The following is a 24,542-nucleotide window of genomic DNA, read 5'->3' as shown; positions in this document are numbered from 1 at the left end:
GCGCCGCTACGAGCTGACGCGCCGCTCCTGGTGGCTGCCCCGGTGCACCACCCGGTCGGTGCGGCTGCCGCGGGTTTCGGATACCGCCAGGGCGGCCACCGCGCCGATCAGGATGACGGTGCCCAACACCGTCGGCACCGTGAGGTGTTCACCGAGCAGTACGACGGCGATCACCCCGGCTGCCACCGGTTCGATCAGGGTGATGACCGAGGCGGTGGCCGCCCGTATGACCGCGGCGCCGGCGAAGTACAGCGCGTAGGCGAGCGCCGTGGGCACCGTGGCCAGGTAGCCGAGCAGCAGCAGCGCGCCGCCGAGATCCGCTACCCGCGGCCAGAGGCCCTGCATGGCGGCGAACGGCAGCAGGCAGACGGCGCCGACGGCGAACGCCCACATCGTGGTGGTCAGCGGATCAGTGGCACCGCCCCGCCGGCCGGTCCAGCGGGTGTGCAGGGTGATGCAGGCATAGCCCGCGGCCGACAGCAGCGCCCAGCCGACGCCCACCGGGCGCACCGCGCCGCCTTCGCGGCCCGCGCCGCCGAGCAGCAGTACGGCGAGACCGGCGAAGGCGCCGAGCACCGCCAACGCCCCGGCCCCGCCGAGGCGTTCACCCAGGGTCACGCGCGCGCCGAGGGCGATCAGCACCGGGCTGGCGCCGAGCGTGACCACGGTGCCGACCGCGAGGCCGGTGGACTGCACCGCGGCGAAGTACGCGGTCTGGAAGACGGTCAGCCCGATGCCGGTGACCAGGATGCGGCGGATGGCCGGTCGAGGATGCCGGGCCGCCGTACGGCGTTGGCGGCCGATCGCCCGTACCGGCAGCAGCATCGCCAGGCCGCCGACGTAGCGCCAGAAGGACAAGGTGACGGGGCCGAAGCCGCCGGTCCGGTAGAGCAGGGCGGCCGCGGCGCCCGCGGTTCCCCAGGCGATCGCGGCGCAGGCCACGTAGAGCAGTCCGCGCCCGACGGGCAGCGGACGGGAAGTGCGTGACACGGGTGTTCTCCAACGGAAGAGTCAGGGTGGTCGCGTGGTCCGGTGCGGACGGCGACGACCCGCTCGGTCAGGTCCATGACCTGCGAGCCGGTCTTCCGTGGCCTCGCCGCCCGCGCTAGGCGGCGGGAGGCGGGAGAACTGTCTGGTGCATGATCGTCACCTTAGGCGCGGTTCGCGCTGTCGGACAACCCCTGGTCACGGGTCGGATCCGGCGATGATCCGGCGACGGCGTCGGTCGCGGCCTTCGGTGTGGCGGTCTGCGCGATGAACGCCCCGGCCAACACCGCGGCGCCGCCGGCGAGTTGCCAGCCGCCCAGCTTCTCGCCGAGCAGGAACCACGCCAGTACGGTGGCGACCACCGCCTCCAGGCAGGCCACCACGCCCGCCACCTGCGGGGACAACCGGCGGATGGACAGCACCCCGGTCAGGTAGGCGACCACGGTCGCCACCAGCACCAGCCATGCCAGCAGCAGGATCGCGGGCACCGACTTGTCACCGAGCGCGGCCTGGCGGGTCAGCACGTGCCAGTCCATCTGCCAGGGCCGGGACAGCGCGGTGAGCAGCGCCGCGCCGATCAGCAGCCCGAAGGCGATGACCGCCAGCGGATCGACGGGGTCGTCGCCGTCGCTGCCGTGGTCGGACAGGACGAAGTAGCCGACCTGGCAGCACGCGGCGCCCAGCGCGAGCAACAGTCCGAGCGGGTCGAAGCTGAGTCCGTGCCACACCTCGACCACCGCGCCCAGGCCCAGCACCGCGAGCACCACGCCGACCGCCGCCGACCGGCTCACCGACCGCCGCTGCACGAACCGCACCCAGCCCAGCACCAGCGCGGGCGCCAGGTACTCCACGAGCAGCGCGACGCCTACCGGGATCCGGGACAGCGCGGCGAAGTAGCAGGCCTGTACGCCCGCGACGGCCAACAGGCCGAAACCGAACAGCACTCCGGGGCGGCGGCGCAGCGCGTGGCGGTGGCGCAGCGCCACCGGGAGCATGACGAGCGCGGCACCGGCGGCCCTGAGCCACACCACGTGCAGCGGGGCGAGCCCGGCCTCGATCAACGGCTTGGCCGCGACGCCCGACCCGCCGAAGGCGAGGGCCGAGGTCAACGCGGGCAGCAGGCCGGATCTTCGCGTCGGCGTCCCCGATATCCCTTGCATCGGGTCATCATGTCAGCACGCGACGGTCGGCCCGTCATCCAGGTGCCCCCGCGCGGTGCCGCGCCCGGGCAAGGCGGCGGCCAGCCGTGCGGCGTCGAACCCGGCGGCCCGCAGCACCTCCACGGCCCGGCACTCGGGGTCGGCGGCGAGGGCGGCCAGCAGGTCGACCCCGTCGGCGGCGGCAGCGCCGCGGGCCATCGCGCGGTGCGCCGCCTCGTCCAGCACGGCGGCGGCGGACGGACTGCAGCCCGGTGCGGCGTCCTTGGCCAGCACCGGCAGGGCGCCGGAGTCCTCGACGGTGCCGCGCCACTGCATGCCGTAGCCGATGGTGCGTTGCACCAGGTACGCCAGCACCCGGGCGACCCGCGCGGATCCGTCGGCGCTGCCCGCGGCGAGCGCCTCGCGCGCCCTGGGGTCGGACTCCAGCAGCGAGTGCAGCAGATGGGCGGTGTCGATCTGGCGGTCCCCGTCCCGCGAGGCGCGCCGACGCGCGCTGGAGACCACCGACAGCAGTTCCACGCTCAACTGCGGTCCGCTTCTGGCGCTTGTGGGGTCTCCGGGACGGGTGTCGCTTTGCACGACTCCCACCCCATCAGGACATAGCGCCCCAAGCATCCACGTCGGGAGGCATTTGCCCATCCGTCCGAAGAAGGGTGTGAGTGACCGCCACCTCCTCCTCAGGGAGGAGATTTCCGTCGTCCGGGCGCGCATGAGGCGAGTCGGGCTGTGGCGGTGGTCACGGCCACAGCATGCCGCGCGTCCACCGCTCACCGTCGCGCGCGTACCGCAGCCTGCGGTGGAACCGGTCGGGGCCGCTGTCGCCCTGGAAGAACTCGGCCTCGTCGGCGCGCAGCGCGTAGACCGTGTGCCCCTCCGGTACGGCCTGCGGGTCCGCGGCGATGATCTCGCGGGCGCGGACCCGGGCCCGCTGGTACTCCGGGTACGGGTCGGTGCCGGGGAGTTGGGCGCTCATCAGGCCGGTGAACCCGGCGATCCGGGACGGTTCGCCGCGCCCGAGGAAGTCCTCGCGCGCGGCGCGCCGGTCGAGTGCCGTGACCCGTCCGGTGGCCCGGATCTGGCGGCCGTGCCGTGGCCAGTACCAGTTGAGCGCCGCGTACGGGTTGGCGCCCAGTTCCCGGCCCTTGCGGCTGGCGGCCTCGCTGGCGAAGACGAAGTCCAGTCGGCCCGCGTCGAGTTGGAAGCCGCGCAGCATCAACACCCGGGAGGACGGGCGTCCGGCCGGGTCAGCCGTGCTGAGCGTCATCACATGCGGTTCCGGTACGCCGTCGTCCAGGGCGTCGGCGAGCCAGTGGGCGAAGAGCGGGCCGGGCTCCGGCGGCGCGTTCCGCGGGTCGAACCCGGGCAGCGGTCCGGCCAGCGCCGGCGTGCGGCACAACCGTTCGCGCAACACTTGGTACTCCACCCTCGTCCTCCTGAACGCCGGTGCGACTCCCTGATCCTGTCACACCGCGAAACGAGCGTTCCTGACGCTTCATCAGTATTGAGTATTCGCAGCCGAGCGGCTACGTTCCGCGACACCGCTGCCGCGATCCGCCGCGGCACCCCAGGGACGCAGGGTGGTCACCATGGCCGAGGTCACCGCGGAGGCCCGCATCGCGGCTCCGGCAGCACGCGTTTGGCGGCAGCTCACCGACTTCGCCGCGTACGGGCGGTGGAACGCCACGCACAACGGCTTCCCCAAGGGCGGGCCGGACCCGTTGGCGGTCGGCGCGGTGTACGTGGAGAACATGAAACTGATGGGCTTCCCCGCCGAAGTCACCTGGACGGTGGCCGAGTTGGCGCCCGAACGCGCCCTGTCCACCACCGGCACCGGGCCGATGGGCGTGGGCCTCGCCATGCGCTACGAGCTGGTGCCCGACGGCGACGAGACGACGGTGCGCGTCGTGGGCGGTTTCACCGGCGCCGCGGTGACGTTGATGGCGGGCAGGCTCAAGGACTCGGCGACCACCGCCTTGAACGAGAGCCTGCGCGAACTTGCGGTCCTGGTGGAGTAGTCCACCAGGACCGCGGTTTCGGCTACTCGCCTACTCGTCGGAGGGCTCGTCCGCAAGGATCAGGTACAGCTTCTTGCGGGCCTCGTTGACGACCGCCATCGCCTTCTCGCGTTGGGCGGGGGTGCCGGTCGCCCAGACCTGGCGGAAGGCCTCGACCAGGCCGAAGCCCGCCTGCCTGATCTCGTTCATCGCCTCCCAGTCGATGCCGCGTCCGGCCTCCTCCCAGGGTGCCTCCGGGCCGCCCTCGGCCTCGGCGCGGCCCGCCTCGGTGAGCGTGAACAGCTTCTTGCCGCCCTCACTGGCGCTGGCGATCAAGCCCTCGTCCTCTAGGAGCTGCAGCGTCGGGTAGACCGAGCCGGGGCTCGGCTTCCAGGCGCCGCCGCTGCGCTCGCCGATCTCCTGGATCATCTCGTAGCCGTGCATCGGGCGGTCCTTGAGCAGCGCCAGGATCGACGCCCGTACGTCACCGCGCCGCGCCCTGCCGCGCGGGCCGCCGCGCCCTCGGCCATGACCCCATGGCCCACCGCCGAACGGCGGCCCGAAGGGGCCGAACGCCGCCCGCCGCTGCTCGTAGCCCTCGGCGCCGTGCGGCCAGTCCTGGCCGCCCGGGCCGCGGCGCTCTCGTCCGTGTCCGTGTCCGTATCCGTGGGAACGCATGGTCGCGCTCCTTTCCGTGTCGATTTCCATATCGATGGGTGTGCTGACGTGCGCGGTTCGCGCACGCGGAGCGCAGATCGTTCGTTGATCTGTCGCGATGCTTCAACGATATATCGGTGACTGTCGCACGGCAAGGCCCCGGTGCCAGGTTCCGCGAATTGGCCGTGTCCAGCGGGCATGCTCGCCGGATACCGTCGCGATCATGAAGATCCGCATCGTTGACGCCTTCACCGCCCGCCCGTTCGCGGGCAACCCCGCCGGTGTCGTACTGCTGGGCGCCGAGGGCTTCCCGGACGAGGACCGCATGCGGCGGGTGGCCGCCGAGGTCAACCTGTCGGAGACCGCCTTCGCCCATCCGCTGCCGCCCGGCGCACCGGCCGACTGGGCGCTGCGCTGGTTCACCCCGGCGACCGAGGTCGACATGTGCGGTCACGCCACCCTCGCGACGGCGCACGTCCTGCTCGGCACCGGCGGCGCGACCGGCACCATCAGCTTCACCACCCGCAGCGGTGTGCTGCGCGCCGCGCCCGCCGACGACGGGGCGATCACGTTGGACTTCCCCACCGCCCAGCTCACCGAGGTGGCGCCGCCCAGCGCACTGCCGCAGGCCCTGGGCGCGCCGGTGCTCGGCGCGTACGACACCGGACGGAACACCGGAGACCTGCTGGTCGAGTTGCCCGACGAACAGGCGGTGCGCGAGCTGGCCCCGGACCTCGCGGCCATCGGGCGGCTCGACCACCGCGGCGTGATCGTCACCGCCGCCGCGCGGGAACCAAGCGGCGGCTACGACTTCGTCTCCCGGTTCTTCGGCCCGGCCGTGGGCATCCCCGAGGACCCGGTCACCGGCAGCGCGCACACCGCGCTCGCCCCGTTCTGGTCCGCCCGGCTCGGCCGCACCGAACTGACCGGCCTGCAGGCGTCCGCCCGTACCGGCCTGGTGCGCACCGCACTCCACGGTGACCGCACCCTGCTCACCGGCCACGCCGTCACCGTCATCGAGGGCGAACTGCTGGCCTGACGCGTCCCGGGGGCCGCGCGCCCCCCGGTCCGCTCACTTCGTCGGCAGCCAGCCCACCTTGCCCGCCAGCAGCACATAGCCGACGAAGGCCACGGTGTCGATCAGCGCGTGCGCCGCCACCAGCGGCCCGACCCGGCCCCAACGCCGGTACAGCAGCACGAAGATGACGCCCATCGCCAGATTACCGACGAACCCGCCGATGCCCTGGTAGAGGTGGTACGAACCGCGCAGCACCGCGCTCACCGCCAGCGCCGCGCCGGACCGCCAGCCCAACTGGTCCAGCCTGCGCAGCAGATAGCCGACGACGATGACCTCCTCGACCACCGCGTTCTGCACCGCCGCCGCGACCAGTACCGGAATCCGCCACCGCACATCGGGCAGCGACTCCGGCACCACGGTGAGGTTGAACCCGGCCACCCGCGCGCCCAGGTAGAACGCGAGCCCGGTGCCACCGATGCCCGCCGCGATCAGCGCGCCCCACGCCAGGTCGAAGCGCGGGCGGCGCAGGTCGAAACCGATCGACCGCATGCCGACGCCCTCCCTGACCAGCAGGTGCGCGACCAGTGCAACCGGCACCAGTGCGGTGCCCACCGAGAACAGCTGCCACGCCAGGTCAAGCCAGGGCCGCCCGGGCGCCTGGGTGCCGACCAGGGTGGCCGCCTGGTTCTTCAGCGCTCCCGGCTTGGTGACCGAGCCGATGAAGCTGATCAGCGCGCTGACCGCGCTGGCACCCAGCGACAGGGCGAGTACCAGCAGCGTCTCGCCGCGCAGGGTGCGCGGGGCGAGCGCGGATCCGTCGGTTCGGTGTGGCGTGGAGGGGGTCACAGCACTCCCAACGCGCACGGGCCCCGTCGAGGTGCCGCCGGTCGTCTCGGAATACCGTCCGTGCACGCCTGCCTCCGTGTGTGCGATCCGCGGACACCTCAGCGCTTCCGCCGGGAGTACGGCGATGTGCCGCCGCTCGTCCGCGGCACCAATTGTGGCTGGTCGCGCGGTCCCCGCGCCCCTTCGGGTCGCTGCCGAACTCAGCGGAGTTCGTCCGACCCGCTTGGTGGCTCGCACACGACAGGCGCTCAGCTCAGCGGCAGCCCCGCGGGCCAGCTGTGCACCGGGTCGCCGGAACGCATCAGCTCGCAGTAGCGGCGGGTCATGGCGGCCAGCGCCTTGTGCCGGTCGAGGCCGCGTTCCAGCGCGCGGTGGTAGGCGGCGGCCTGCCATGAGGCGCCGTTGACCCGGCAGCGGCAGCGCTCCTCGATCACCCCGAGGTACCGGTCGCGGTCGGCGGGCGCCACGCCCCAGGCGTCCAGGCCCGCCGAGGCGAGCGGCAGCAGCTCGTCCTGTACCAGCCGTACCGCCGGGACGCAGGTGAGGCCACCGCGGCCGGGGCGCGGCCAGGTCAGCTCCGCCTGGATGCCCAGGCGGCAGGCGGTCTCGAAGTTCTCGGCGGCCGCGGAGAACGGCAGCCGGGTCCACACCGGGCGCGAGGACTCCGCCAAGGCGCGGATCAGCCCGTAGTAGAAGGCCGCGTTGGCCACCACGTCGGTCACCGTGGGGCCGGCGGGCATCACCCGGTTCTCCACCCGTAGGTGCGGTACGCCGTCGACGACCGCGTACACCGGGCGGTTCCAGCGGTAGATGGTGCCGTTGTGCAGTTGCAGCTCCTTCAGCCGCGGTACGCCGCCCTCGTCCAGCACCCGTAGCGGATCCTCGTCGTCACAGATGGGCAGCAGGGACGGGAAGTAGCGCACGTTCTCCTCGAACAGGTCGTAGGCGCTGCTGATCCACCGTTCGCCGAACCAGGTCAGCGGCCGCACGCCCTGCGCGGTCAGCTCCTGCGGGCGGGTGTCGGTGGCCTGCTGGAAGAGCACCGGCCGGGTCTCCCGCCACAGTTCGCGGCCGAACAGGAAGGGCGAGTTGGCGCCCAGGGCGATCTGCGGGCCGACCGCGGCCTGCGCCGCGTTCCACACGGCGGCGAAGCGGCCGGGGGTGACCTGCAGGTGCATCTGCATCGAGGTGGCCGCGGCCTCCGGGGCGATGGAGCCGGAGGTGCAGGTGAGGTGCTCGACGCCTTCGATGTCCAAGGTGAGGTCCTCGCCGCGGGCCGCCAGGATGCGGTCGTTGAGCAGCCGGTACCGGTCCACCCGGGAAAGGTTGGCCTGCACCAGATCCTGTGCGCTCAGGGTCGGCAGAATTCCGATCATGACGATACTTGCGCCGACCTCCGCGGCTTTGCGGTCGGCATATCCGAGACCTATTCGCAGTTCTTCCGCAAGTTGATCGAGCACCCGCCCGGAGAGCCGGTGCGGGGCGATGTTCACTTCGATGTTGAACTGCGCGAGTTCCGTCTGGAAATCCCGACTCGCGATGCGTTCCAGTACCTCTTCGTTCATCATGCGGGGCATGCCTTCGGAATCCGCGAGATTCAATTCGATCTCCAGCCCCATCAGGTTGCGCGGCCGATCGAATCGCCTGCCCTCCAGGAGTCGCTCCAGGCCCGTCAGACACTGTTGCAGCTTGCGCCGGTACCGCTGCCGATCGGACAGGTCGAACCCGCTGGCCACGACCTTTTCTCCCATCGCAGGGTCCCTCCTCGTGTGGGCCGTGCACCGATGATGCCCAGCACAGCGGATCCATAACGCCCAGCGTGCGCCCGGTGGGCCACGGGTGCACGGTTCAGCCGTTCCGGCACATTCCTTTGGCATAGCAAGCCGTCCAGCCCAACGGGCACAACCGGCTCCAGAAATCACGTGCGATAACCAGCCATCCGCGCAGCCGTTGTTGTGCCAGCGTATCGCCGGTATGCTGCTCGAGAATGGCTCTCAATAGCGCGAACGAACGGCTTGATACCGCCTTGTCCCTACTACCGCAACCCGGTAGCCGAATCGCCGGGCGAACACGTTTCGTATAAACTTCGCGCACAGGCAGAGACTCCGCGACCCGCCGGTTGCGCCCCCGCGCACACCCAGTCCCGGGACCGACTCTGCATGCCACCGCCGGATCCGGACACCCCCCACCGCAGGGGCGGGTGCCCGGTCAGCAATGCCCCGTAACACCCTGTAGTACGCCAGCCCCGCACCGTACACAGCGCCGTCCGTACCGCGTCCTGCACCACCCTGTCTCCAGCGAGAGGCGACCCACCATGCCGCTGCATGTCCCCCCGGCCCCCGCGCCCGCTCTGCGCAGTATCCTCGCGGCCCTTGCTTCCCCGGTGGCGGTCCGCGCCGCCAGCACACCCTCCCTGCGCACCGCCACCGGTCCGCTGGTGCCCGAGCATCCGCTCCCGGTCCATCTGCTCAACCCGGTGGCGGCGAGCGGCGGCGGAATGCCACGGGCCCGGTTGACCGGGTGGCGGTTCCTGGTCCGCGGCGGCGACCGGGTGGTGGCGGCGGCCGAGACCATGATCACCCCGGACGGCTGGGCGTTCTCGCACTTCTGCGAGGGGCCCTATCTCGCCTCCACCGAGCACGCGCTGCGGCAGGCCGAGCCGCTACCGTCCGCGTACCAGCCGCGGCTGCTGTCCATCCCCGGGCTGTACATGCTCTGCCTGTGGCTGCACGGCGACGTGACGGCCGGCGACGACGCCCAGCCCGCCCCGGCGGACGTGCTGATTCCGCTGGCTCCGGCGCCGCCGGGCATCGCGGCGCACCGGCCGTACCGGGCCGGGGACCTGGTACCGGTGCTCACCCACCGGCTCGGTCCGGCGCCGCTGCTCGGCAGCGCGGTGTAGCGGAACACGCGGCGCAGACCCGTGGGCCCCCGGCCAGGTGCCGGGGGCGCACTGTCGGTTGTCGGGCGCGGTCGCGAGGGCGCGGTGAACCGGAACGCGCGCCGTTGCGTACCACTGATGCGGACCGTCCCGGTGATGGCGGGTCGAGCGGCAACCGCCCGGGCGGGTGACGCGTCCCCACCTGTTGAGGAGAGCTGACCCGAAATCCCTGCGGACTCAGGCCCGTAGGGCAAGACTGGACCCGACCAAACCGAAACGGGGGGCGGCCATGAGCACGGTAGACCACCGATCCAGCCGCACAGCACACCAATCGCAGCGAAAGACCACATCCATGTGCCAGCACCAGCCTCAGTGCCCATCTGCAGACTCCGCCGACCGGGAGGCCGCACGCCTGGTGGCCTACCACCCGGAACAAGGCTGGAGCCTGCTGTGCAACGGCGTCCTGCTCTTCGAGGACACCGGCGAGCTGCTGCCGGACGGACAGATCATCGCCCCGCACCGTCCACTGGACGCCGGGAACATCGCCACCGCGGCCTGACCGCGACGCTACGCGAGCCGGAGTGGCGGCTGCCCGCCGCTCCGGCTCCACGGTCGCCGATCAGGCCTCGTACTCGTCCAGCGGCGGGCACGAGCAGACCAGGTTGCGGTCGCCGTACGCGCCGTCGATCCGCCGTACCGGCGGCCAGTACTTGTCCGCCGCCGACACCCCGGCCGGGAAGACGGCCTCCTCGCGGGTGTACGGGTGGTCCCAGGTACCGGTGAGCGTGGCCGCGGTGTGCGGCGCGTTGCGCAGCGGGTTGTCCTCCGCGGGCCACTGGCCGGCGGCAACCCGGTCGATCTCGCCGCGAATTGCGATCATCGCCGCGCAGAACCGGTCGAGTTCCGCCAGGTCCTCGCTCTCGGTCGGCTCGATCATCAGCGTCCCCGCCACCGGGAACGACATGGTCGGCGCGTGGAACCCGTAGTCGATCAGCCGCTTGGCGATGTCGTCCACGGTCACCCCGGTCGCCTTGGTGATCTGCCGCAGGTCGATGATGCACTCATGGGCGACCAGCCCAGCCGGGCCGGTGTAGAGCACCGGGAAGTACGGGGCCAGCCGCTTGGCAACGTAGTTGGCGCTCAGCACCGCCACCTGGGTGGCCCTGCGCAGCCCCGCGCCGCCCATCAGCCGCACGTACGCCCAGGAGATCGGCAGGATGCCCGCCGAGCCCCACGGCGCCGCCGAGATCGGCCCCACTCCGGTGGCCGGACCGGCGGTCGGCTGCAGCGGGTGGTTCGGCAGGTACGGGGCCAGATGCGCGCGCACCGCCACCGGGCCGACGCCGGGGCCGCCACCGCCGTGCGGGATGCAGAAGGTCTTGTGCAGGTTCAGGTGCGAGACGTCGGCGCCGAACTTGCCCGGCTGGGCCAGTCCGACGAGCGCGTTGAGGTTGGCGCCGTCCACGTAGACCTGACCGCCCGCCTCGTGCACGGCGGCGCAGATGTCGGTGATGTTGTCCTCGAAGACCCCGTGCGTGGAGGGGTAGGTGACCATCAGAACGGCCAGTTCCGAACGGTACTGGTCGATCTTGGCGTGCAGGTCGTCCAGGTCCACATCGCCGTCGGCGCTGGTCTTGACCACGACCACCTTCATCCCGGCCATCACGGCGCTGGCCGCGTTGGTTCCGTGGGCGGAGGACGGGATCAGACAGACCGTGCGCTGGGTGTCGCCGTTGGCGCGGTGGTACGCGCGCACCGCGAGCAGACCGGCGAGCTCGCCCTGCGAACCGGCGTTGGGCTGGATGCTCACCTTGTCGTAGCCGGTGATCTCGGCCAGCCGCTCCTCCAGCTCGCGGATGAGCGTGACGTAACCCTCCGCCTGCTCGATCGGGGCGAACGGGTGCAGCGCGCCGAACTGAGGCCAGGTGACCGGCTCCATCTCGGTGGTCGCGTTGAGCTTCATGGTGCACGAGCCCAGCGGGATCATGCCGCGGTCCAGCGCGTAGTCCCGGTCGGCGAGACGGCGCAGGTAGCGCAGCATCGCGGTCTCGGAGCGGTGCTGGTGGAAGACCGGGTGGGTCAGGTAGTCGGCCTCGCGCAGCAGGCCGGACGGCAGCGCGTCCTCCGCCGTCCCGTCCAGCGTGTCGACGTCGTTGCCCGAGATGCCGAACGCGCCCCAGACAGCGGCCAGTTGGGCCCGGTCGGTGGTCTCGTCGCAGGCGATACCGACCAGGTCGGCGTCCACCTGCCGCAGGTTGACCCCGGCCCGGCGGGCGGCGGCCACCACGTCGGCGGCGCGGCCGGGGACCCGGGCGATGACGGTGTCGAAGAACGCGCCGTGCAGCACCTCGACGCCGCCCGCGCGCAGCCCCTCGGCGAGCACCGCGGCCTGGCGGTGCACCCGGCGGGCGATCGCCGCCAGGCCCTCCGGACCGTGGTAGACCGCGTACATCCCGGCCATCACGGCGAGCAGCACCTGCGCGGTGCAGATGTTGCTGGTCGCCTTCTCCCGGCGGATGTGCTGCTCACGGGTCTGCAGTGCCAGCCGGTACGCCTTGTTGCCGTCCGCGTCCACCGAGACGCCGACCAGGCGGCCGGGCAGGCTGCGGGCGTAGCTGTCGCGCACCGCCATGTATCCGGCGTGCGGGCCGCCGAAGCCCATGGGCACGCCGAAGCGCTGGCTGGTGCCGACCGCGATGTCGGCGCCCAGCTCGCCGGGCGGGGTGAGCAGGGTGAGCGCCAGCAGATCGGCGGCCATGGTGACGATCGCGCCGAGTTCGTGCGCCCGCTCGATGACCGGCCGCGGATCGCGCACCGCGCCGGAGGCGCCCGGGTACTGCAGCAGCACGCCGAACACCCCGCGCTCGGCGATCTCGTCGGGGATCCCGTCCGACAGGTCGGCGACAACCACCTCGACCCCGGTCGGCTCCGCGCGGGTCTCGAGCACCGCGATGGTCTGCGGGAAGCAGTCGGCGTCCACCAGGAAGACGCCGCCCTTGACCTTGCCGACCCGGCGGGCCAGCGCCATCGCCTCGGCGGCGGCGGTGCCCTCGTCCAGCAGCGAGGCACCGGAGGTGGGCAGTCCGGTCAGATCGGCGACGACGGTCTGGAAGTTGAGCAGCGCCTCCAGACGGCCCTGGGAGATCTCCGGCTGGTACGGGGTGTACGCGGTGTACCAGGCCGGGTTCTCCAGCACGTTGCGCAGGATCACCGGCGGGGTGAAGGTGCCGTAGTAGCCCAGGCCGATCATCGGGGCGAGCACCTGGTTGCGGTTGGCGAGGGAGCGCAGCTCGGCCAGCACCTCGGCCTCGGAACGGGCGTCCGGCAGGCGCAGCGCCTCAAGGCTCTTGATGGTGTCCGGCACGGCTGCCGCGGTCAGCTCGTCCAGCGAGCCGTAGCCGACCTGGGCGAGCATCTTGGCCTGGGCACCGGCGTCGGGGCCGACATGGCGCTGCTCGAACGGGGTGCCGCGCTCCAGCTCGGCGAGGGGGATGCGGTGGGCGGTCATCTTAGGGAGGCCTCCTGGTCGGTGTGCGACCTGTGAGGGGCACCTCGGAGCGGGTGCCCTGTCGGCCTCCCCCTCTGTCATCGACCTGAGAGCTTCACCGCGCCCGCCGAGGCGACGCGGCTTTCACCGTCGGTGAGGACGGAAACCGCCCCGGCCCGATCACGCGCCGAGTCAGCCCGTCCTGCTTTCCAGAGTGACCTCGTCCGCGCGGTACGGATGCCTGAGAGATTCCGGGGAGGGTTTGCTCCTTCGGCGCCTGACGACGGTTTCCGTTGTCGCCAGGACTCTCCCGCACAGGGTCAGCGGCCACTTGCCACCCTACCAGCGCACTCGTCGCAAACCGATGGTCCTCGAATGGTCCTTCGACCCGACGTGACCGTCCTCTCGATTCGACATGCCCCGGAAAGTGGCTTTTCGTGAAGGTGTTGGACCTCCCCCACTGACCCAAGGGCTGGGAGGGCCCCCTTCGACCGCATGGAGGGATCGTGCAGACCGAAATCGATCCGCGGAGCCTGATCGGCCGCAAGGCGTATGACCGCAACGGCGTGAAGATCGGCACGGTGGACGAGGTGTACCTCGACGACGCGACGGGCGAACCGGAGTGGGCCGCGGTGCGCACCGGGCTCTTCGGGCGCGACGCGTTCGTCCCGTTGGAACCCAGCGAACTGGAGGGCGAGTCGCTGCTGGTGCCGTTCGACAAGTCCCTGGTCAAGGACGCCCCGGACTTCGGCGTCGGCCGCCATCTCTCCCCCGAACAGGAACTGCAGCTCTACCACCACTACGGCCTGGAAGTACCCCCTCCGGGTCCCGAGGCCAGGCCGCCGGGCGACACCGACTTCGGCCGTGTCGCGGGCGAGGACGCCCAGGACTGACCCGCCGGGCCGCACCGGTCACGGCGGTTCGGCGGGCCGCCCCGGCACCAGCGGCAGCGGCTCGGAGGGTGCCAGCAGCGGATCGTCCACCGCGAAGGTGCGCACCCGGCCCGGCTCGCCGCCCGGTACCTCGAAGCGGACGGTGACCCGGCCGACCCCGCTGCCCTGCACCCATCCGGGCCCGTACTCGGCGTGCGTCACGTCCTGGCCCGGTCTCCACAGGTGCGCTACCGGCTGTGGGCCCGGCTCTGAGCGCACGGGGGCGGTGTCGGGGGATTCCGCCTCGCCCCGGGCGTCCTCGTGGACCTGGGCGAAGAGGTCCTCCTGGGTGAAGTCGGCGAGGCCGGCCACTCCGACGCCGAGCAGCCGCACCCCTCCCGTGGTGTCCACCGCCTCGATCAGCCGCCCGGCGGTCTCCTTGACCACCACCGGGTCGTCGGTGGGCGCGCGCAGTGTCTCGGAGCGGGTGAGCGTGGTGAAGTCATAGCGGCGCACCTTGAGCACGACGGTACGGCCGGAGCGGCCCGCCGAGCGCAGCCGCTGCGCACAGCGGTCCGCCAGCCGCCCGACCTCGGCGCGCACCCGGACCCGGTCGGTGAGGTCGACGTCGAAGGTGTCCTCCACGGAGATCGACTTCACATCGCGGTCGGCCACCACCGGCCGGTCGTCCTGGCCGGTGGCCATGGCGTACAGCGAAGCGCCGTGTGCCTTGCCGAGCAGCCGGACCAGCTCGGCCTCGCCCGCCTCCGCCACCTCGGCGACCGTGCTGATCCCGGCCCGCCGCAGCTGCTCGGCGGTGGCCGGGCCCACGCCCCACAGGGTGCGTACCGTCTTCGGGCCGAGGAAGTCCTGTTCCGTGCCCGGCTCGATCAGCACCAGGCCGTCGGGCTTGGCGGCGTCGGAACCGATCTTGGCCAGCAGCTTGGAGCTGGCGAGACCGACGGAGGCGGTCAGCCCGGTGGCCGCCGTGATGTCCGCCCGCAGCCGCTCGGCGACCTGGCGCACTCCGGCCAGCAGTTCGGACTCCGGCAGGGCGCGCAGCCGCTCACCGCACTCGCCGGCGTCCAGGTCGACGAACGCCTCGTCCAGGCTGAGCGGCTCCACCAGCGGCGACAGCTCGTGCAGCAGGGCCATGACCGTGTCACTCACCTGGCGGTACAGCCCGAATCTGGGTGTCAGATAGGCCGCGTTCGGGCACAGCCGTCTGGCCAGCGCCATCGCCATCGCGGAGTGCACCCCGTACACCCGCGCCTCGTAGGAGGCCGTGGAGACCACACCGCGTGGCCCCAGACCGCCGACCACCACCGGCTTTCCGCGCAGGCTCGGCTTGGCTGCCTGCTCCACCGCGGCGAAGAAGGCGTCCATGTCGAGATGCAGGATCGTCGGTGTGTTCCTCACAGCACCTGATGCTGCCGTATGGCACCGACAACTGCCGTACACCTGTACGGCGGGCTGGAACGCCGCGGGACCGGTCAGCCCGCGCGGTTGCGGCGGCGGGCCAGCTCGTCCTCGGGGTTGTGGCCGACCAGGGTCTCTCCGGTGTCCACCCGCTCGCCGTGCAGCTGGGCCAGGCTGTTCTCCACGTCCCGCCAGACCACGCCCACCGCGATCCCGAAGACGCCCTGGCCGCCCTGGAGCAGGCTCACCACCTCGTCGGGCGAGGTGCACTCGTAGACCGTGGCGCCGTCGCACATCAGCGTGGTGCGGACCGCGTCCGCCTCGGCCCAGGTGCTCAGGTAGCGCACCGCGGTACGGATGTTCTGCAACGCGACGCCGGTGTCCAACAGCCGCTTGACGATTTTGAGGACGACAACGTCACGGAAGCTGTAAAGTCGCTGGGTTCCGGACCCGTACGCGGGCCGGATGCTGGGCTCGACCAGGCCGGTGCGGGCCCAGTAGTCCAGCTGCCGGTAGGTGATCCCGGCCGCCGCACAGGCCGTGGGGCCCCGGTAGCCGACGCTCTCGATCTCGCGCTCCGCCCCCGTGGCGCCCTCGTCCGTCCTGCGGTGCGGGGTGCGGGACGCAGCCCCGTGGACCGGAAACGCACCGCCCGCGGCCGCCCCGTCGCCGGTGCTTCTCACGCCGACCTCCGTCCCTTCACATCCCGGAGCACACAGGTACGCGGCCCTGCCCGCCACCGGATGCGCGGGAGACACGGCGTTGCACCCTCCAGGACTTTCCCACTCGACGGTAGGGAGTCACTCGGAGTGCGTCAACGATCGCCACACTCGGCACGCCGAGTGATTTCCACCCCAAGAGTGGTTTCGCGTGCCCGTTCCGCGGGAAAGGCTAGCCGAATGCCCTGAACTGCCTCGGGCTGGTCACTGGTTGCTGGTGCCGAAGTCCTCCGGCGAGATCTGGTCGAGGAACTCGCGGAACTTCTCGACCTCGTCCTCCTGCTCGTCGGGGATGGCGATCCCCGCGTCGTCCAGGACACCGTCGCTACCGAAGATCGGCGTTCCGGTGCGCAGTGCGAGCGCTATGGCGTCGGACGGCCGTGCGCTCACCTCGACCCCGCTGGCGAACACCAGCTCCGCGTAGAACACGCCCTCCCTCAGGTCCGTGATCCGCACCTCGGTGAGCTGCTGGCCCACCGCGTCGAGAACGTCCTTGAAGAGGTCGTGGGTCAACGGGCGCGCGGGCGTCATGCCCTGCTGGGCGAAGGCGATCGCGGTCGCCTCACCCGGTCCGATCCAGATGGGCAGGTACCGGTCGCCGCCCACTTCACGCAGCAGCACGATCGGCTGGTTGGAGGGCATTTCCACCCGTACACCCACGACGTCGAGCTCATTCACACAGCAACCCTAGGCCGTTACCGAAGACTTTGGGTAGTCGGGCATTCCGCCCTCGGGACGCGTCGGCCGCCCACTGGCCGAAACGGTTCGCCGGTGACCAGGCCATACGCCGTTACCAACAGGTAAGCCATGCGCCGCCAGATCCCGGTCAGATCTGCCGGACCCGCAGCGCCGACTGGACGAGTGCGGCGTGCAGCCGCACCGACAAGGCGGCCAGCTCCCGCGCCGTCGCCTCGGCATGCGCCCTGGTCTGGGGGTTGCGGTGCCTACGCAACGGCGCGACCACCTGCTCCACCAGGCTGACCTGCCGCTCGGCGGCGGCCTTGACGGCCCGCAGATGCCGCGGTTCGAGCCCGTAGTTGCCCAGGTCCCGGATGAGCTTGGCGATGGCGACCGCCTCGGCGTCGTACGCACCGTCCGCGTCCGCCTCGATCAGGCCGTACGACTCCCAGCCGCCCAGCGCCTCCTCGCCGACGCCGGAGGCGGCCAGCAACTCCTCCCGGCCGATCCGCGACCCGCCGCCGGGCTGCTCCGCACCCGCCTCCAGCAGGTCCACCGGCTCGGCCGGGCCCGGCAGGGCGACCTGCTCCCCGGCGTCCAGCGCGTCAAGGTACTCCCTGATCACCTTCAGCGGCAGGTAGTGGTCGCGTTGCAACCGCAGCACCTGAGCCAGCCGTTCCACATCGCGCACCGCGAACTTGCGGTACCCGGACGGGGTGCGCTGCGGCTCCACCAGGCCCTCCGCCTCCAGGAAGCGGATCTTGGAGATGGTGACCTCGGGAAACTCGTCGCGCAGCAGCGCGAGCACCGCGCCGATGCTCATCAGCCGTCCGTCCGTGGCGGCGGTGCCGTTTCCGGCACCGCCCGGCGGTGTACGAAGCATGAACCTTCCCCTTGCGGGTGTGCGGGTCAGTAGCTCCGCTGGCTCGTGTAGAAGACCAGCCGGTACTTGCCGATCTGCACTTCGTCCCCGTTGTTGAGCACGACGGAGTCGATCGGCTCACGGTTCACATACGTCCCGTTGAGGCTGCCGACATCGGCCACGCCGAAGCTGCCGTCGGGGCCCCTGCGGAACTCGACGTGCCGCCGCGAGACCGTCACGTCGTCCAGGAAGATGTCGCTCTGCGGGTGCCGGCCGGCCGTGGTGACCTCGCTGTCCAGCAGGAACCGGCTGCCGGAGTTGGGGCCGCGCTTGACCACCAGCAGCGCCGAGCCGAGCGGCAGCGCCTCCACCGCGGACTGCACCTCCGGGGACAGCCACGGCAGCGCGGTCTGGCCGGTCGCCTCCGCCTCGTAGGCCTCCAGGCCGGAGATCGAGATGGTGGACGTGGTCTCGGAGGAGCGCTCCGCCGCGGCACCGCCGCGCAGCGGCGCACCGCAGTTGGAGCAGAAGCGGCTCGCCTCCGCGTTCTGGTGTCCACACCTCGTACACACCGGCAAGGACGCCATGGGCTGAGCCTCCTGCCGCGGCTGGCCCGCGGGAACGTTCGACGCGTACGGATCGGAGGAAAACCCTCCACCCATACCTGAGGTCGATGGTTCCTGGAAACCTATGCGGCCCGAGGCGGCAGGGTCAACAGATACCGGCCCATGGCCGCCCGAAATGTCGCCACCCGGAGCAACCGACTCATCCCGGAAAAGCGGGCGCTCCTGGCCCGTCCCCTCACCCTGCGCCTGGCGGGGCGCCCGGTGACGCGCCGTAGCCGGGTCACCAGCCTGCCGTGCGCGCCTGCCGAACAACTTCTCAAACAACTTCACGGGCGATTCCCCTTGAACGAAACAGACCCGCCCGTGGGGCAGGACGAACCCTCGCAACACCGACCGGCCGTTCCGGTCATCCAGACAACGAACCAGGTCACTCCACAGTTTCCACCACGCACCACCCCATTGGTGCGCCGACCCCTCGCGCTGTCCACCCCTCCCCAGCTGCGCTCCATGTCCCCCCGCCTCACTGGCCCGACGACCGAGCGTAGTCAGGCTGTTTCACGGATCGCAAGGCGTCCACGACGATCTTCTGCGACGGTACAACGGATACCGTAGCCTGCTCCTTCTGCAAGGTCTGGACCACGCCGCCGGGGATGTTCAACGCCGGTTGCAGGTCAGGCGGATTGCCGATGACCTTGAACACATACGGTGGCGACAGTTGGTGCCCGTCGACCGACACCCCGCCCCCGGCGTCCGTGAAGTACGTACCCGCCACCGCCCGTACGTCGTTGATCTGCACCGCCTCCGCCCCCGCGGCGCGCAGTTCCTGGAGCGTGTCCAGCAGTTCGTCCGCCGAGACCGCGCCGGCGGACGGGCGGATGGTCAGCGTGATCCCGGGGCCCTGGACGGCCACCGTGCCCGCCAGTACGCCGAGTTGCTGGGCTTTCTGCTGGGTCTGCTTCTGCGCCTCGGCGGCCTGGTTCGAGCTGCTCTGCAACTCGGTGCGCTGGTTGTCCAGTCCGCGCTTTTCGTCCTCCAGCCGCTGCGTCCTGGCGTCGAGTTCGGACAGGATCCGCACCAGGTCCTCCTGGCGGGCGCCGCGCAGCACACCGTTGTCGCTGGCGGTGCGCACCTGGATGGCCAGGCCCAGGCCGAGCGCGAACAGCAGCACGGCGAAGATGAGTTGGGCACGGGTGAAGCGCGGCGGCCACAGTCCCCTCATCAGCCGCTGCAGACCGGTGGGTTGGACGGCCCCCTCATCACCTGACGTGGCTTCAGCTTCCGGCGGCGGGCTCTGCGTGTTCCCGGACGCCGACTCCGCCGGCAGCGGCTGGCGCTTCGGTTCTTCCTCCGGCTGCTCGTTGTCGCTCATCGCCGCCTCACGCCCGGAACACATGGCGGCGAATGGCCGCGGCGTTGGAGAAGATACGGATACCGAGCACCACGACCACACCGGTGGACAACTGGGCACCGACGCCGAGCTTGTCACCGAGGAACACGATCAACGCGGCGACCACGACGTTCGACAGGAACGACACCACGAAGACCTTGTCGTCGAAGATCCCGTCGAGCATCGCGCGCACCCCGCCGAACACCGCGTCCAGCGCCGCGACCACGGCGATCGGCAGATAGGGCTCCACCGCCGACGGCACAACGGGCCGCAGCACCAGCCCCACCACCACTCCGACGACGAGCCCCAAAACCGCGATCACTGCTTGCCCTTCCCTGTCTGCGCGGCACCCGCGACCGGCGTCGCGATGCGCACCGCCACGCTCGGGGCGGCGGGCAGCCGCACCTCGTCCTTGACCGAAATGCTGGTACGGATGCCGTAGTTCTGCTGCAACACTCGCAGGTACTGACCGTCCGGGCCGCCCTGGAAGGACGTGCTCAGCCGCGGCCCGTCGCCGATCGCGAGCACGGTGTACGGGGGCACCAGCGGCTTGTTGTCGACCAGTATCGCCTCACCCGCCGCGCGGATCGCGGACAACGCGGTCAGCCGCTGCCCGTTGACGGCCACCGCCTCGGCACCGGACTGCCACAGTCCGTTGACCACCCGCTGCAGGTCACGGTCGCGAACCCGTCCGGTGTCCGAGAAGCCGCTGGTCTCCCGCGGCCCGGAACCGCTCCCACCAGAGGCCTCCTTGGCGTCGTCCACAACAAGTTGGACACCGGGTCCGGTGACCGCCGTCGCACCGGAGAGCAGGCTCATCAGATCCGCGTCGTCCCCGCCGTGCTGCGGCAGCGCGTCCCGCTGTTCCGCCTCGACCTGGCCGCGCAGGGAGTTCACGTCCTTCTGCAACTGGTCGGTGTCACGGCTCTCGCTGCCGATCCTGTCGATCAGCTCCTGGCGCTCCTTGGCCACCGTGGGCGCGGAGTACCGCGCCTGGGCGGCGCCGAGGGTGATCACCAGGGCGACGACCACCAGCCCCGCCGCGAACACGGCCCGGCCACGGGTGGTACGCGGCAACCGGGAGCGCCCGGTCTCACCACGGCGGGCCGCGGCCTGCGCGTAACCGTCGTCCAGGCTGTGTTCCATGATGTTGGTCAGCAGCGACATGGAGGCATCACGGCGCGGGGACGGCGTGGAGGTGCTCCGAACGGGGGGCTGCTGCGGCATGCCGCACATCGTCGCACGTCGCACCGACACTTCTCGAACGGCCCCCGTACGACGCGCCGTTCGACTCCCCGTCAGCCCGGCCGCGCACACGCGCGGCGACGATCCCCACACGTACCGGTACCGCACGCCTCGCCGCCCAGGTGCAGCGGCGACCGCGTGCGGTACCCCGCGGATCAGCGTCCGGCGCTGTCCACCACGGCGGACCACTCGTCCAGCAGCGCTTGCGCGGAGGTGTCGTCCGGCCCTTCCGCCCACAGCCGGGTCACCGCCTCGGCCGGGTCGGGCAACACCAGCACCCAGCGGCCGTCCGGCTCCACCACCCGCACACCGTCGGTGGTGTCGACGAAGCGGTCGCCCGCCTCCTCCACGACCCGTCGCATGACCATGCCCTTGACCGCCCACGGCGTGGCCAGATCCCGTTTGAGCACGTGCGCCCGCGGAATCCGCGCGTCGATCTGGCTGAGCGTGAGCTGGGTGCGGGCGACCAGGCCGACCAATCGCACGAAGGCGGCGGCGCCGTCGAAGACGCTGCTGAACTCCGGGATGATCAGACCCCCGCGCCCATCACCGCCGAAGATCGTGGACTCCGCCCGGCAGACCCGGGTCAGGTCGTCCGGCGAGGTGGTGGTCCACTCCACCTGCGTGCCGTGGTACGCGGCGACCTGTTCGGCGATCCTGGTCGTGGTCACTGGCAGGGCCACCCGACCGCTGCGCCGCTCGGCCGCGACCAGGTCCAGCATGACCAGCAGCGCGCGGTCGTCCTCCACGATCCTGCCGCGCTCGTCCACCAGCGAGATCCGCTCACCGACCGGGTCGAAGCGCACCCCGAAGGCGGCCCTGGCCGAAGCCACGATCTCGCCCAGCCGGATCAGCCCCGACCTGCGCTCGTCCGCGGTCTCGGTCGGCCGGGCTTCGTCCAGGCCGGGGTTGATGGTCAGTGAGTCGACGCCGAGGCGGCCGAGCAGGTTCGGCAGCACGATCCCGGCGCTGCCATGCGCGGCGTCCACCACGACCTTCAGCCCCGCCTCGCGCACCCCGGTGGTGTCCACCGCCCTCAGCAGCGCGCCGGTGTACGAGTCGAAGACGCTGGACGGGAAGGTCAGATCGCCAATCTCACCCGGGAACGCCCGACGGTACTCCTGGCGCGCGAACACCCGGTCGAGCTTGCGCTGCCCGGCCTGCGAGAGGTCCGCGCCCCGCTCGTCAAAGAACATGATGTCGACGGAGTCCGGCACGCCCGGTGTGGTTCGGATCATCACCCCGCCCGCGCTTCCGCGCGCTGTCTGCTGCCGGGCCACCGGCATCGGCACGTTCTCCAAGTCGCGCACGTCGATGGCGCTGGCCTGCAACGCGGAGATGACGGCACGTTTCAGCGCCCGTGCGCCACGGGAGTGGTCGCGGGCCGTGGTGACCGTGGACCCCTTCTTCAGAGTGGTGGCATAGGCACCCGCCAGCCGTACCGCGAGCTCCGGAGTGATCTCCACGTTCAGGATCCCGGAGACACCACGCGCGCCGAACAGGTGCGCCTGGCCGCGGGACTCCCAGATGACCGAGGTGTTGACGAACGCGCCCGCCTCGATGGTCTTGAACGGGTAGACCCGAACGTTGCCTGCGATGATCGACTCCTCGCCGATCAGGCACTCGTCACCGATGACCGCACCGTCGTCGATGCGCGCCGCACGCATCACATCGGTGTTCTTGCCGACGACACAGCCGCGCAGATTCGTCTGCGGGCCGATGTAGACGTTGTCCTGCACCACCGCCTTGTGCAGGAACGCGCCGCTCTTCACCACGACGTTCGAGCCGATGACCGTGTGCTCGCGGATTTCCGCACCGGCCTCCACCTTGGCGTAGTCACCGATGTAGAGCGGTCCGCGCAATACGGCGTCGGGATGCACTTCCGCGCCTTCGGCTGCCCATACACCGGGAGAGATCTCGAACCCTTCGATCTCCACGTCGACCCGGCCTTCGAGAACGTCCGCCTGGGCCTTGACGTAGCTCTCGTGGGTACCGACGTCCTCCCAGTAGCCCTCGGCGATGAAGCCGTAAATGGGCTTGCCTTCCTTCATCAGCTGCGGGAAGACATCCCCTGACCAGTCCACCGGTACGTCCGGCTCGACGTAGTCGAACACTTCCGGTTCCATCACGTAGATGCCGGTGTTCACGGTGTCCGAGAAGACCTGGCCCCAGGTCGGCTTCTCCAGGAAGCGCTCGACCTTGCCCTCGTCGTCAACAATCGTGATGCCGAATTCCAGCGGATTCGGCACCCGGGTCAGACACACGGTGACGAGCGCGCCCTTTTCCCGATGGAAGTTGATGAGTTCGGTCAGGTCGAAATCGGTCAGGGCGTCTCCTGAGATGACCAGGAACGCATCGTCTCTGAGCGCCTCCTCCGCGTTCTTGACGCTCCCCGCGGTGCCGAGTGGCTTCTCCTCATGGGCATAGGTCAGATCCATGCCCAGTTCCTCGCCGTCGCCGAAGTAGTTCTTGACCAGCGACGCCAGGAATTGCACCGTCACCACGGTCTCGTTCAGACCATGCCGCTTGAGCAGCCGCAGCACATGCTCCATGATCGGCCGGTTCACCACCGGCAGGAGCGGCTTGGGCATGCTGGAGGTCATCGGGCGAAGGCGCGTACCTTCGCCACCGGCCATCACGACGGCCTTCATGTCGGAAGCGTCCTCCTCGAAGAGACGACATTCTCACCGACTTCACCCGTCCAGATGACCCGTGGATCCATCGCTTTCTCGGCGTTGAACCCGCGCTCGGTCACCCGGCCTCGTGTGCGCCTGCCGGGTACGCGGGCTCAGTCGGCCGTGGCGTCCGCCCTGACGAGTCGGCGGACCTGAACCACGTAGAGGATTCCTGCCCACCAGTACAGCGTTGTACCCCATCCGGCGAACGCCCATCCGAAAATAGCAGCGACTGTGTGCAACCACCCGTTGCCCTCGCTCAGCAGCAGCAGCGGGAAGGCGTACATGAGGTTGAAAGTTGCCGCTTTACCCAGAAAGTTCACCTGCGGTGGGCCGTAGCCGTGCTTGCGCAGGACCAGCACCGCCACGCCCAACATCAACTCTCGGGCGACCAGCACACCGGTCAGCCACCAGGGCAGGATCTCCCGCCACGTCAGACCGACAAGGGTGGACAGAACGTAGAGCCGGTCGGCCGCCGGGTCGAGGATGCGGCCGAGGCTGCTGATCTGGTTCCACCGCCGGGCGAGTTTGCCGTCCAGGTAGTCGCTGACCCCACTCAGCGCCAGGACCAGCAGGGCCCAGCCGTCACAGTTCGGTCCGCCGAACGTCGGCCAGAGAATCAGCCACAGGAAGACCGGCACACCTACCAGACGCGCCATGCTGAGGATGTTGGGGATGGTGAGGACCCGGTCAGTCTGCACCCGTGTCTCCTGGACCTCCACCCGCAGTGCCTCCTGTTGTAAGTCCGGTACCGGTCAGTAGCGGTAAGTGGCGCTCGCCGTCTGGTCCATGCGGGTGACGCAGGCCGTGGGAACGAACGTAGCGACGATGTGTCTTGACCTTACCGGGGCGCGGGCGCGCCCAGCGCATAGGGGGCGCGGTCAGCGGCATGCCGGGAGGCTCCGGGAACACAAAAAGGGGCCTCTTCCCGGACGAACGGTCCGGGAAGAGGCCCCTTTTACAAGAATTGTTCGGCGGTGTCCTACTCTCCCACAGGGTCCCCCCTGCAGTACCATCGGCGCTGAAAGGCTTAGCTTCCGGGTTCGGAATGTAACCGGGCGTTTCCCTAACGCTATGACCACCGAAACA

Annotated in this window: 23 protein-coding genes, 1 rRNA gene and 2 riboswitches; of the genes, 5 read left to right on the top strand and 19 right to left on the bottom strand. The window is 70.7% G+C overall.

The window, feature by feature from the left end:
• Positions 1-6 precede the first annotated feature (6 nt).
• The 4 genes from NON19_RS30870 to NON19_RS30855 form a co-directional block, all read right to left on the bottom strand.
• Entirely contained in the window at positions 7-990 is a 984-nt protein-coding gene (locus tag NON19_RS30870; protein ID WP_255932487.1) for a DMT family transporter, read from the bottom strand.
• Positions 991-1,151: 161 nt separating this feature from the next.
• Positions 1,152-2,147 (bottom strand): EamA family transporter, encoded by a 996-nt coding sequence (locus tag NON19_RS30865; RefSeq protein WP_255932486.1) that lies wholly within the window; start codon positions 2,145-2,147, stop codon positions 1,152-1,154.
• Positions 2,148-2,159: 12 nt separating this feature from the next.
• Complete coding sequence (locus tag NON19_RS30860) at positions 2,160-2,726, bottom strand: Clp protease N-terminal domain-containing protein (RefSeq protein ID WP_255932506.1); 567 nt, start codon at positions 2,724-2,726, stop codon at positions 2,160-2,162.
• Positions 2,727-2,883: 157 nt separating this feature from the next.
• Positions 2,884-3,570 carry a pyridoxine/pyridoxamine 5'-phosphate oxidase gene (locus NON19_RS30855; RefSeq protein WP_255932485.1) on the bottom strand — a complete coding sequence of 229 codons (687 nt, stop codon included), beginning with the start codon at positions 3,568-3,570 and terminating at the stop codon, positions 2,884-2,886.
• A gap of 163 nt (positions 3,571-3,733) precedes the next feature.
• Here NON19_RS30855 and NON19_RS30850 point away from each other — a divergent pair, with 163 nt between their 5' ends.
• Positions 3,734-4,162 (top strand): type II toxin-antitoxin system Rv0910 family toxin, encoded by a 429-nt coding sequence (locus NON19_RS30850; RefSeq protein WP_255932484.1) that lies wholly within the window; start codon positions 3,734-3,736, stop codon positions 4,160-4,162.
• A gap of 30 nt (positions 4,163-4,192) precedes the next feature.
• Here NON19_RS30850 and NON19_RS30845 read toward each other — a convergent pair whose 3' ends face one another.
• Positions 4,193-4,819 (bottom strand): PadR family transcriptional regulator, encoded by a 627-nt coding sequence (locus tag NON19_RS30845; protein WP_255932483.1) that lies wholly within the window; start codon positions 4,817-4,819, stop codon positions 4,193-4,195.
• 202 nt (positions 4,820-5,021) lie between these two features.
• Between NON19_RS30845 and NON19_RS30840 the strand changes: the two genes are divergently transcribed.
• Positions 5,022-5,837, top strand: a complete 816-nt coding sequence (locus NON19_RS30840) for a PhzF family phenazine biosynthesis protein (RefSeq protein WP_255932482.1) — start codon at positions 5,022-5,024, stop codon at positions 5,835-5,837.
• Between the two features lie 33 nt (positions 5,838-5,870).
• Here NON19_RS30840 and NON19_RS30835 read toward each other — a convergent pair whose 3' ends face one another.
• Both NON19_RS30835 and NON19_RS30830 read right to left on the bottom strand, forming a co-directional pair.
• The gene (locus tag NON19_RS30835; protein WP_255932481.1) at positions 5,871-6,662 is read right to left on the bottom strand and encodes a CPBP family intramembrane glutamic endopeptidase; all 792 of its coding nucleotides are present in this window, start codon (positions 6,660-6,662) and stop codon (positions 5,871-5,873) included.
• A 248-nt stretch (positions 6,663-6,910) separates the two neighbouring features.
• Positions 6,911-8,413, bottom strand: coding sequence for a glutamate-cysteine ligase family protein (locus NON19_RS30830; RefSeq protein WP_255932480.1), 1,503 nt, complete (start codon positions 8,411-8,413; stop codon positions 6,911-6,913).
• Between the two features lie 563 nt (positions 8,414-8,976).
• On the opposite strand from NON19_RS30830, the gene NON19_RS30825 reads away from it, so the two are divergent.
• Both NON19_RS30825 and NON19_RS30820 read left to right on the top strand, forming a co-directional pair.
• On the top strand, positions 8,977-9,564 hold the full coding sequence (locus NON19_RS30825; RefSeq protein WP_255932478.1) for a hypothetical protein: 588 nt from the start codon (positions 8,977-8,979) through the stop codon (positions 9,562-9,564).
• Positions 9,565-9,895: 331 nt separating this feature from the next.
• Positions 9,896-10,102: a DUF5999 family protein gene (locus NON19_RS30820; protein WP_303654539.1), complete on the top strand. Its 207-nt coding sequence runs from the start codon at positions 9,896-9,898 to the stop codon at positions 10,100-10,102.
• A 60-nt stretch (positions 10,103-10,162) separates the two neighbouring features.
• Here the strand turns inward: NON19_RS30820 and gcvP are convergent, their stop codons facing one another.
• On the bottom strand, positions 10,163-13,051 hold the full coding sequence (gcvP, locus tag NON19_RS30815; RefSeq protein ID WP_255932476.1) for an aminomethyl-transferring glycine dehydrogenase: 2,889 nt from the start codon (positions 13,049-13,051) through the stop codon (positions 10,163-10,165).
• A gap of 64 nt (positions 13,052-13,115) precedes the next feature.
• Positions 13,116-13,249: riboswitch (glycine riboswitch) on the bottom strand.
• Positions 13,250-13,353: riboswitch (glycine riboswitch) on the bottom strand. It lies immediately after the preceding riboswitch.
• Positions 13,354-13,536: 183 nt separating this feature from the next.
• Here gcvP and NON19_RS30810 point away from each other — a divergent pair.
• Entirely contained in the window at positions 13,537-13,923 is a 387-nt protein-coding gene (locus NON19_RS30810; protein ID WP_255932474.1) for a PRC-barrel domain-containing protein, read from the top strand.
• Positions 13,924-13,941: 18 nt separating this feature from the next.
• Here the strand turns inward: NON19_RS30810 and NON19_RS30805 are convergent, their stop codons facing one another.
• The 11 genes from NON19_RS30805 to rrf all read right to left on the bottom strand — a co-directional run bounded on the left by NON19_RS30805 (position 13,942) and on the right by rrf (position 24,539).
• Positions 13,942-15,321, bottom strand: a complete 1,380-nt coding sequence (locus NON19_RS30805; protein WP_255932473.1) for a DNA polymerase IV — start codon at positions 15,319-15,321, stop codon at positions 13,942-13,944.
• 74 nt (positions 15,322-15,395) lie between these two features.
• Positions 15,396-16,004, bottom strand: a complete 609-nt coding sequence (locus tag NON19_RS30800) for a MerR family transcriptional regulator (RefSeq protein ID WP_255932472.1) — start codon at positions 16,002-16,004, stop codon at positions 15,396-15,398.
• Between the two features lie 240 nt (positions 16,005-16,244).
• Entirely contained in the window at positions 16,245-16,718 is a 474-nt protein-coding gene (locus NON19_RS30795) for a bifunctional nuclease family protein (protein ID WP_255924243.1), read from the bottom strand.
• 148 nt (positions 16,719-16,866) lie between these two features.
• Positions 16,867-17,601, bottom strand: a complete 735-nt coding sequence (gene ftsR / locus NON19_RS30790) for a transcriptional regulator FtsR (protein ID WP_255932471.1) — start codon at positions 17,599-17,601, stop codon at positions 16,867-16,869.
• A gap of 26 nt (positions 17,602-17,627) precedes the next feature.
• Positions 17,628-18,572, bottom strand: a complete 945-nt coding sequence (locus tag NON19_RS30785) for an FHA domain-containing protein (protein WP_255932505.1) — start codon at positions 18,570-18,572, stop codon at positions 17,628-17,630.
• Positions 18,573-18,666: 94 nt separating this feature from the next.
• A complete protein-coding gene (locus NON19_RS30780) occupies positions 18,667-19,515 on the bottom strand; it encodes a DUF881 domain-containing protein (RefSeq protein ID WP_255932470.1) in 849 nt (282 codons plus the stop codon).
• Positions 19,516-19,522: 7 nt separating this feature from the next.
• Entirely contained in the window at positions 19,523-19,855 is a 333-nt protein-coding gene (locus tag NON19_RS30775) for a small basic family protein (protein ID WP_255932469.1), read from the bottom strand.
• On the bottom strand, positions 19,852-20,769 hold the full coding sequence (locus NON19_RS30770; protein ID WP_255932504.1) for a DUF881 domain-containing protein: 918 nt from the start codon (positions 20,767-20,769) through the stop codon (positions 19,852-19,854). The genes NON19_RS30775 and NON19_RS30770 overlap by 4 nt, the downstream gene beginning before the upstream one ends.
• 164 nt (positions 20,770-20,933) lie before the next feature.
• Positions 20,934-23,429 (bottom strand): mannose-1-phosphate guanyltransferase, encoded by a 2,496-nt coding sequence (locus NON19_RS30765; protein ID WP_255932468.1) that lies wholly within the window; start codon positions 23,427-23,429, stop codon positions 20,934-20,936.
• A gap of 137 nt (positions 23,430-23,566) precedes the next feature.
• Positions 23,567-24,175 carry a cardiolipin synthase ClsA gene (clsA, locus tag NON19_RS30760; RefSeq protein WP_255932467.1) on the bottom strand — a complete coding sequence of 203 codons (609 nt, stop codon included), beginning with the start codon at positions 24,173-24,175 and terminating at the stop codon, positions 23,567-23,569.
• A gap of 247 nt (positions 24,176-24,422) precedes the next feature.
• A 5S ribosomal RNA gene (rrf, locus tag NON19_RS30755) occupies positions 24,423-24,539 on the bottom strand.
• Positions 24,540-24,542: the final 3 nt, after the last annotated feature.

Origin of the sequence: Streptantibioticus rubrisoli, assembly GCF_024436055.1 — a bacterium.
Taxonomy (GTDB): Bacteria; Actinomycetota; Actinomycetes; order Streptomycetales; family Streptomycetaceae; genus Streptantibioticus_A; species Streptantibioticus_A rubrisoli.
This window is presented reverse-complemented; position numbering and strand designations above follow the sequence as displayed.

What these genes read in the sequence shown, in the direction of transcription:
- NON19_RS30865 (WP_255932486.1), bottom strand. Translation starts at nt 2,147, where the DNA reads ATGCAAGGGATATCGGGGACGCCGACGCGAAGATCCGGCCTGCTGCCC.
- NON19_RS30850 (WP_255932484.1), top strand. Translation starts at nt 3,734, where the DNA reads ATGGCCGAGGTCACCGCGGAGGCCCGCATCGCGGCTCCGGCAGCACGC.
- NON19_RS30845 (WP_255932483.1), bottom strand. Translation starts at nt 4,819, where the DNA reads ATGCGTTCCCACGGATACGGACACGGACACGGACGAGAGCGCCGCGGC.
- NON19_RS30840 (WP_255932482.1), top strand. Translation starts at nt 5,022, where the DNA reads ATGAAGATCCGCATCGTTGACGCCTTCACCGCCCGCCCGTTCGCGGGC.
- NON19_RS30830 (WP_255932480.1), bottom strand. Translation starts at nt 8,413, where the DNA reads ATGGGAGAAAAGGTCGTGGCCAGCGGGTTCGACCTGTCCGATCGGCAG.
- NON19_RS30825 (WP_255932478.1), top strand. Translation starts at nt 8,977, where the DNA reads ATGCCGCTGCATGTCCCCCCGGCCCCCGCGCCCGCTCTGCGCAGTATC.
- NON19_RS30820 (WP_303654539.1), top strand. Translation starts at nt 9,896, where the DNA reads ATGTGCCAGCACCAGCCTCAGTGCCCATCTGCAGACTCCGCCGACCGG.
- gcvP (WP_255932476.1), bottom strand. Translation starts at nt 13,051, where the DNA reads ATGACCGCCCACCGCATCCCCCTCGCCGAGCTGGAGCGCGGCACCCCG.
- ftsR (WP_255932471.1), bottom strand. Translation starts at nt 17,601, where the DNA reads ATGCTTCGTACACCGCCGGGCGGTGCCGGAAACGGCACCGCCGCCACG.
- NON19_RS30780 (WP_255932470.1), bottom strand. Translation starts at nt 19,515, where the DNA reads ATGAGCGACAACGAGCAGCCGGAGGAAGAACCGAAGCGCCAGCCGCTG.
- NON19_RS30770 (WP_255932504.1), bottom strand. Translation starts at nt 20,769, where the DNA reads ATGTGCGGCATGCCGCAGCAGCCCCCCGTTCGGAGCACCTCCACGCCG.
- NON19_RS30765 (WP_255932468.1), bottom strand. Translation starts at nt 23,429, where the DNA reads ATGAAGGCCGTCGTGATGGCCGGTGGCGAAGGTACGCGCCTTCGCCCG.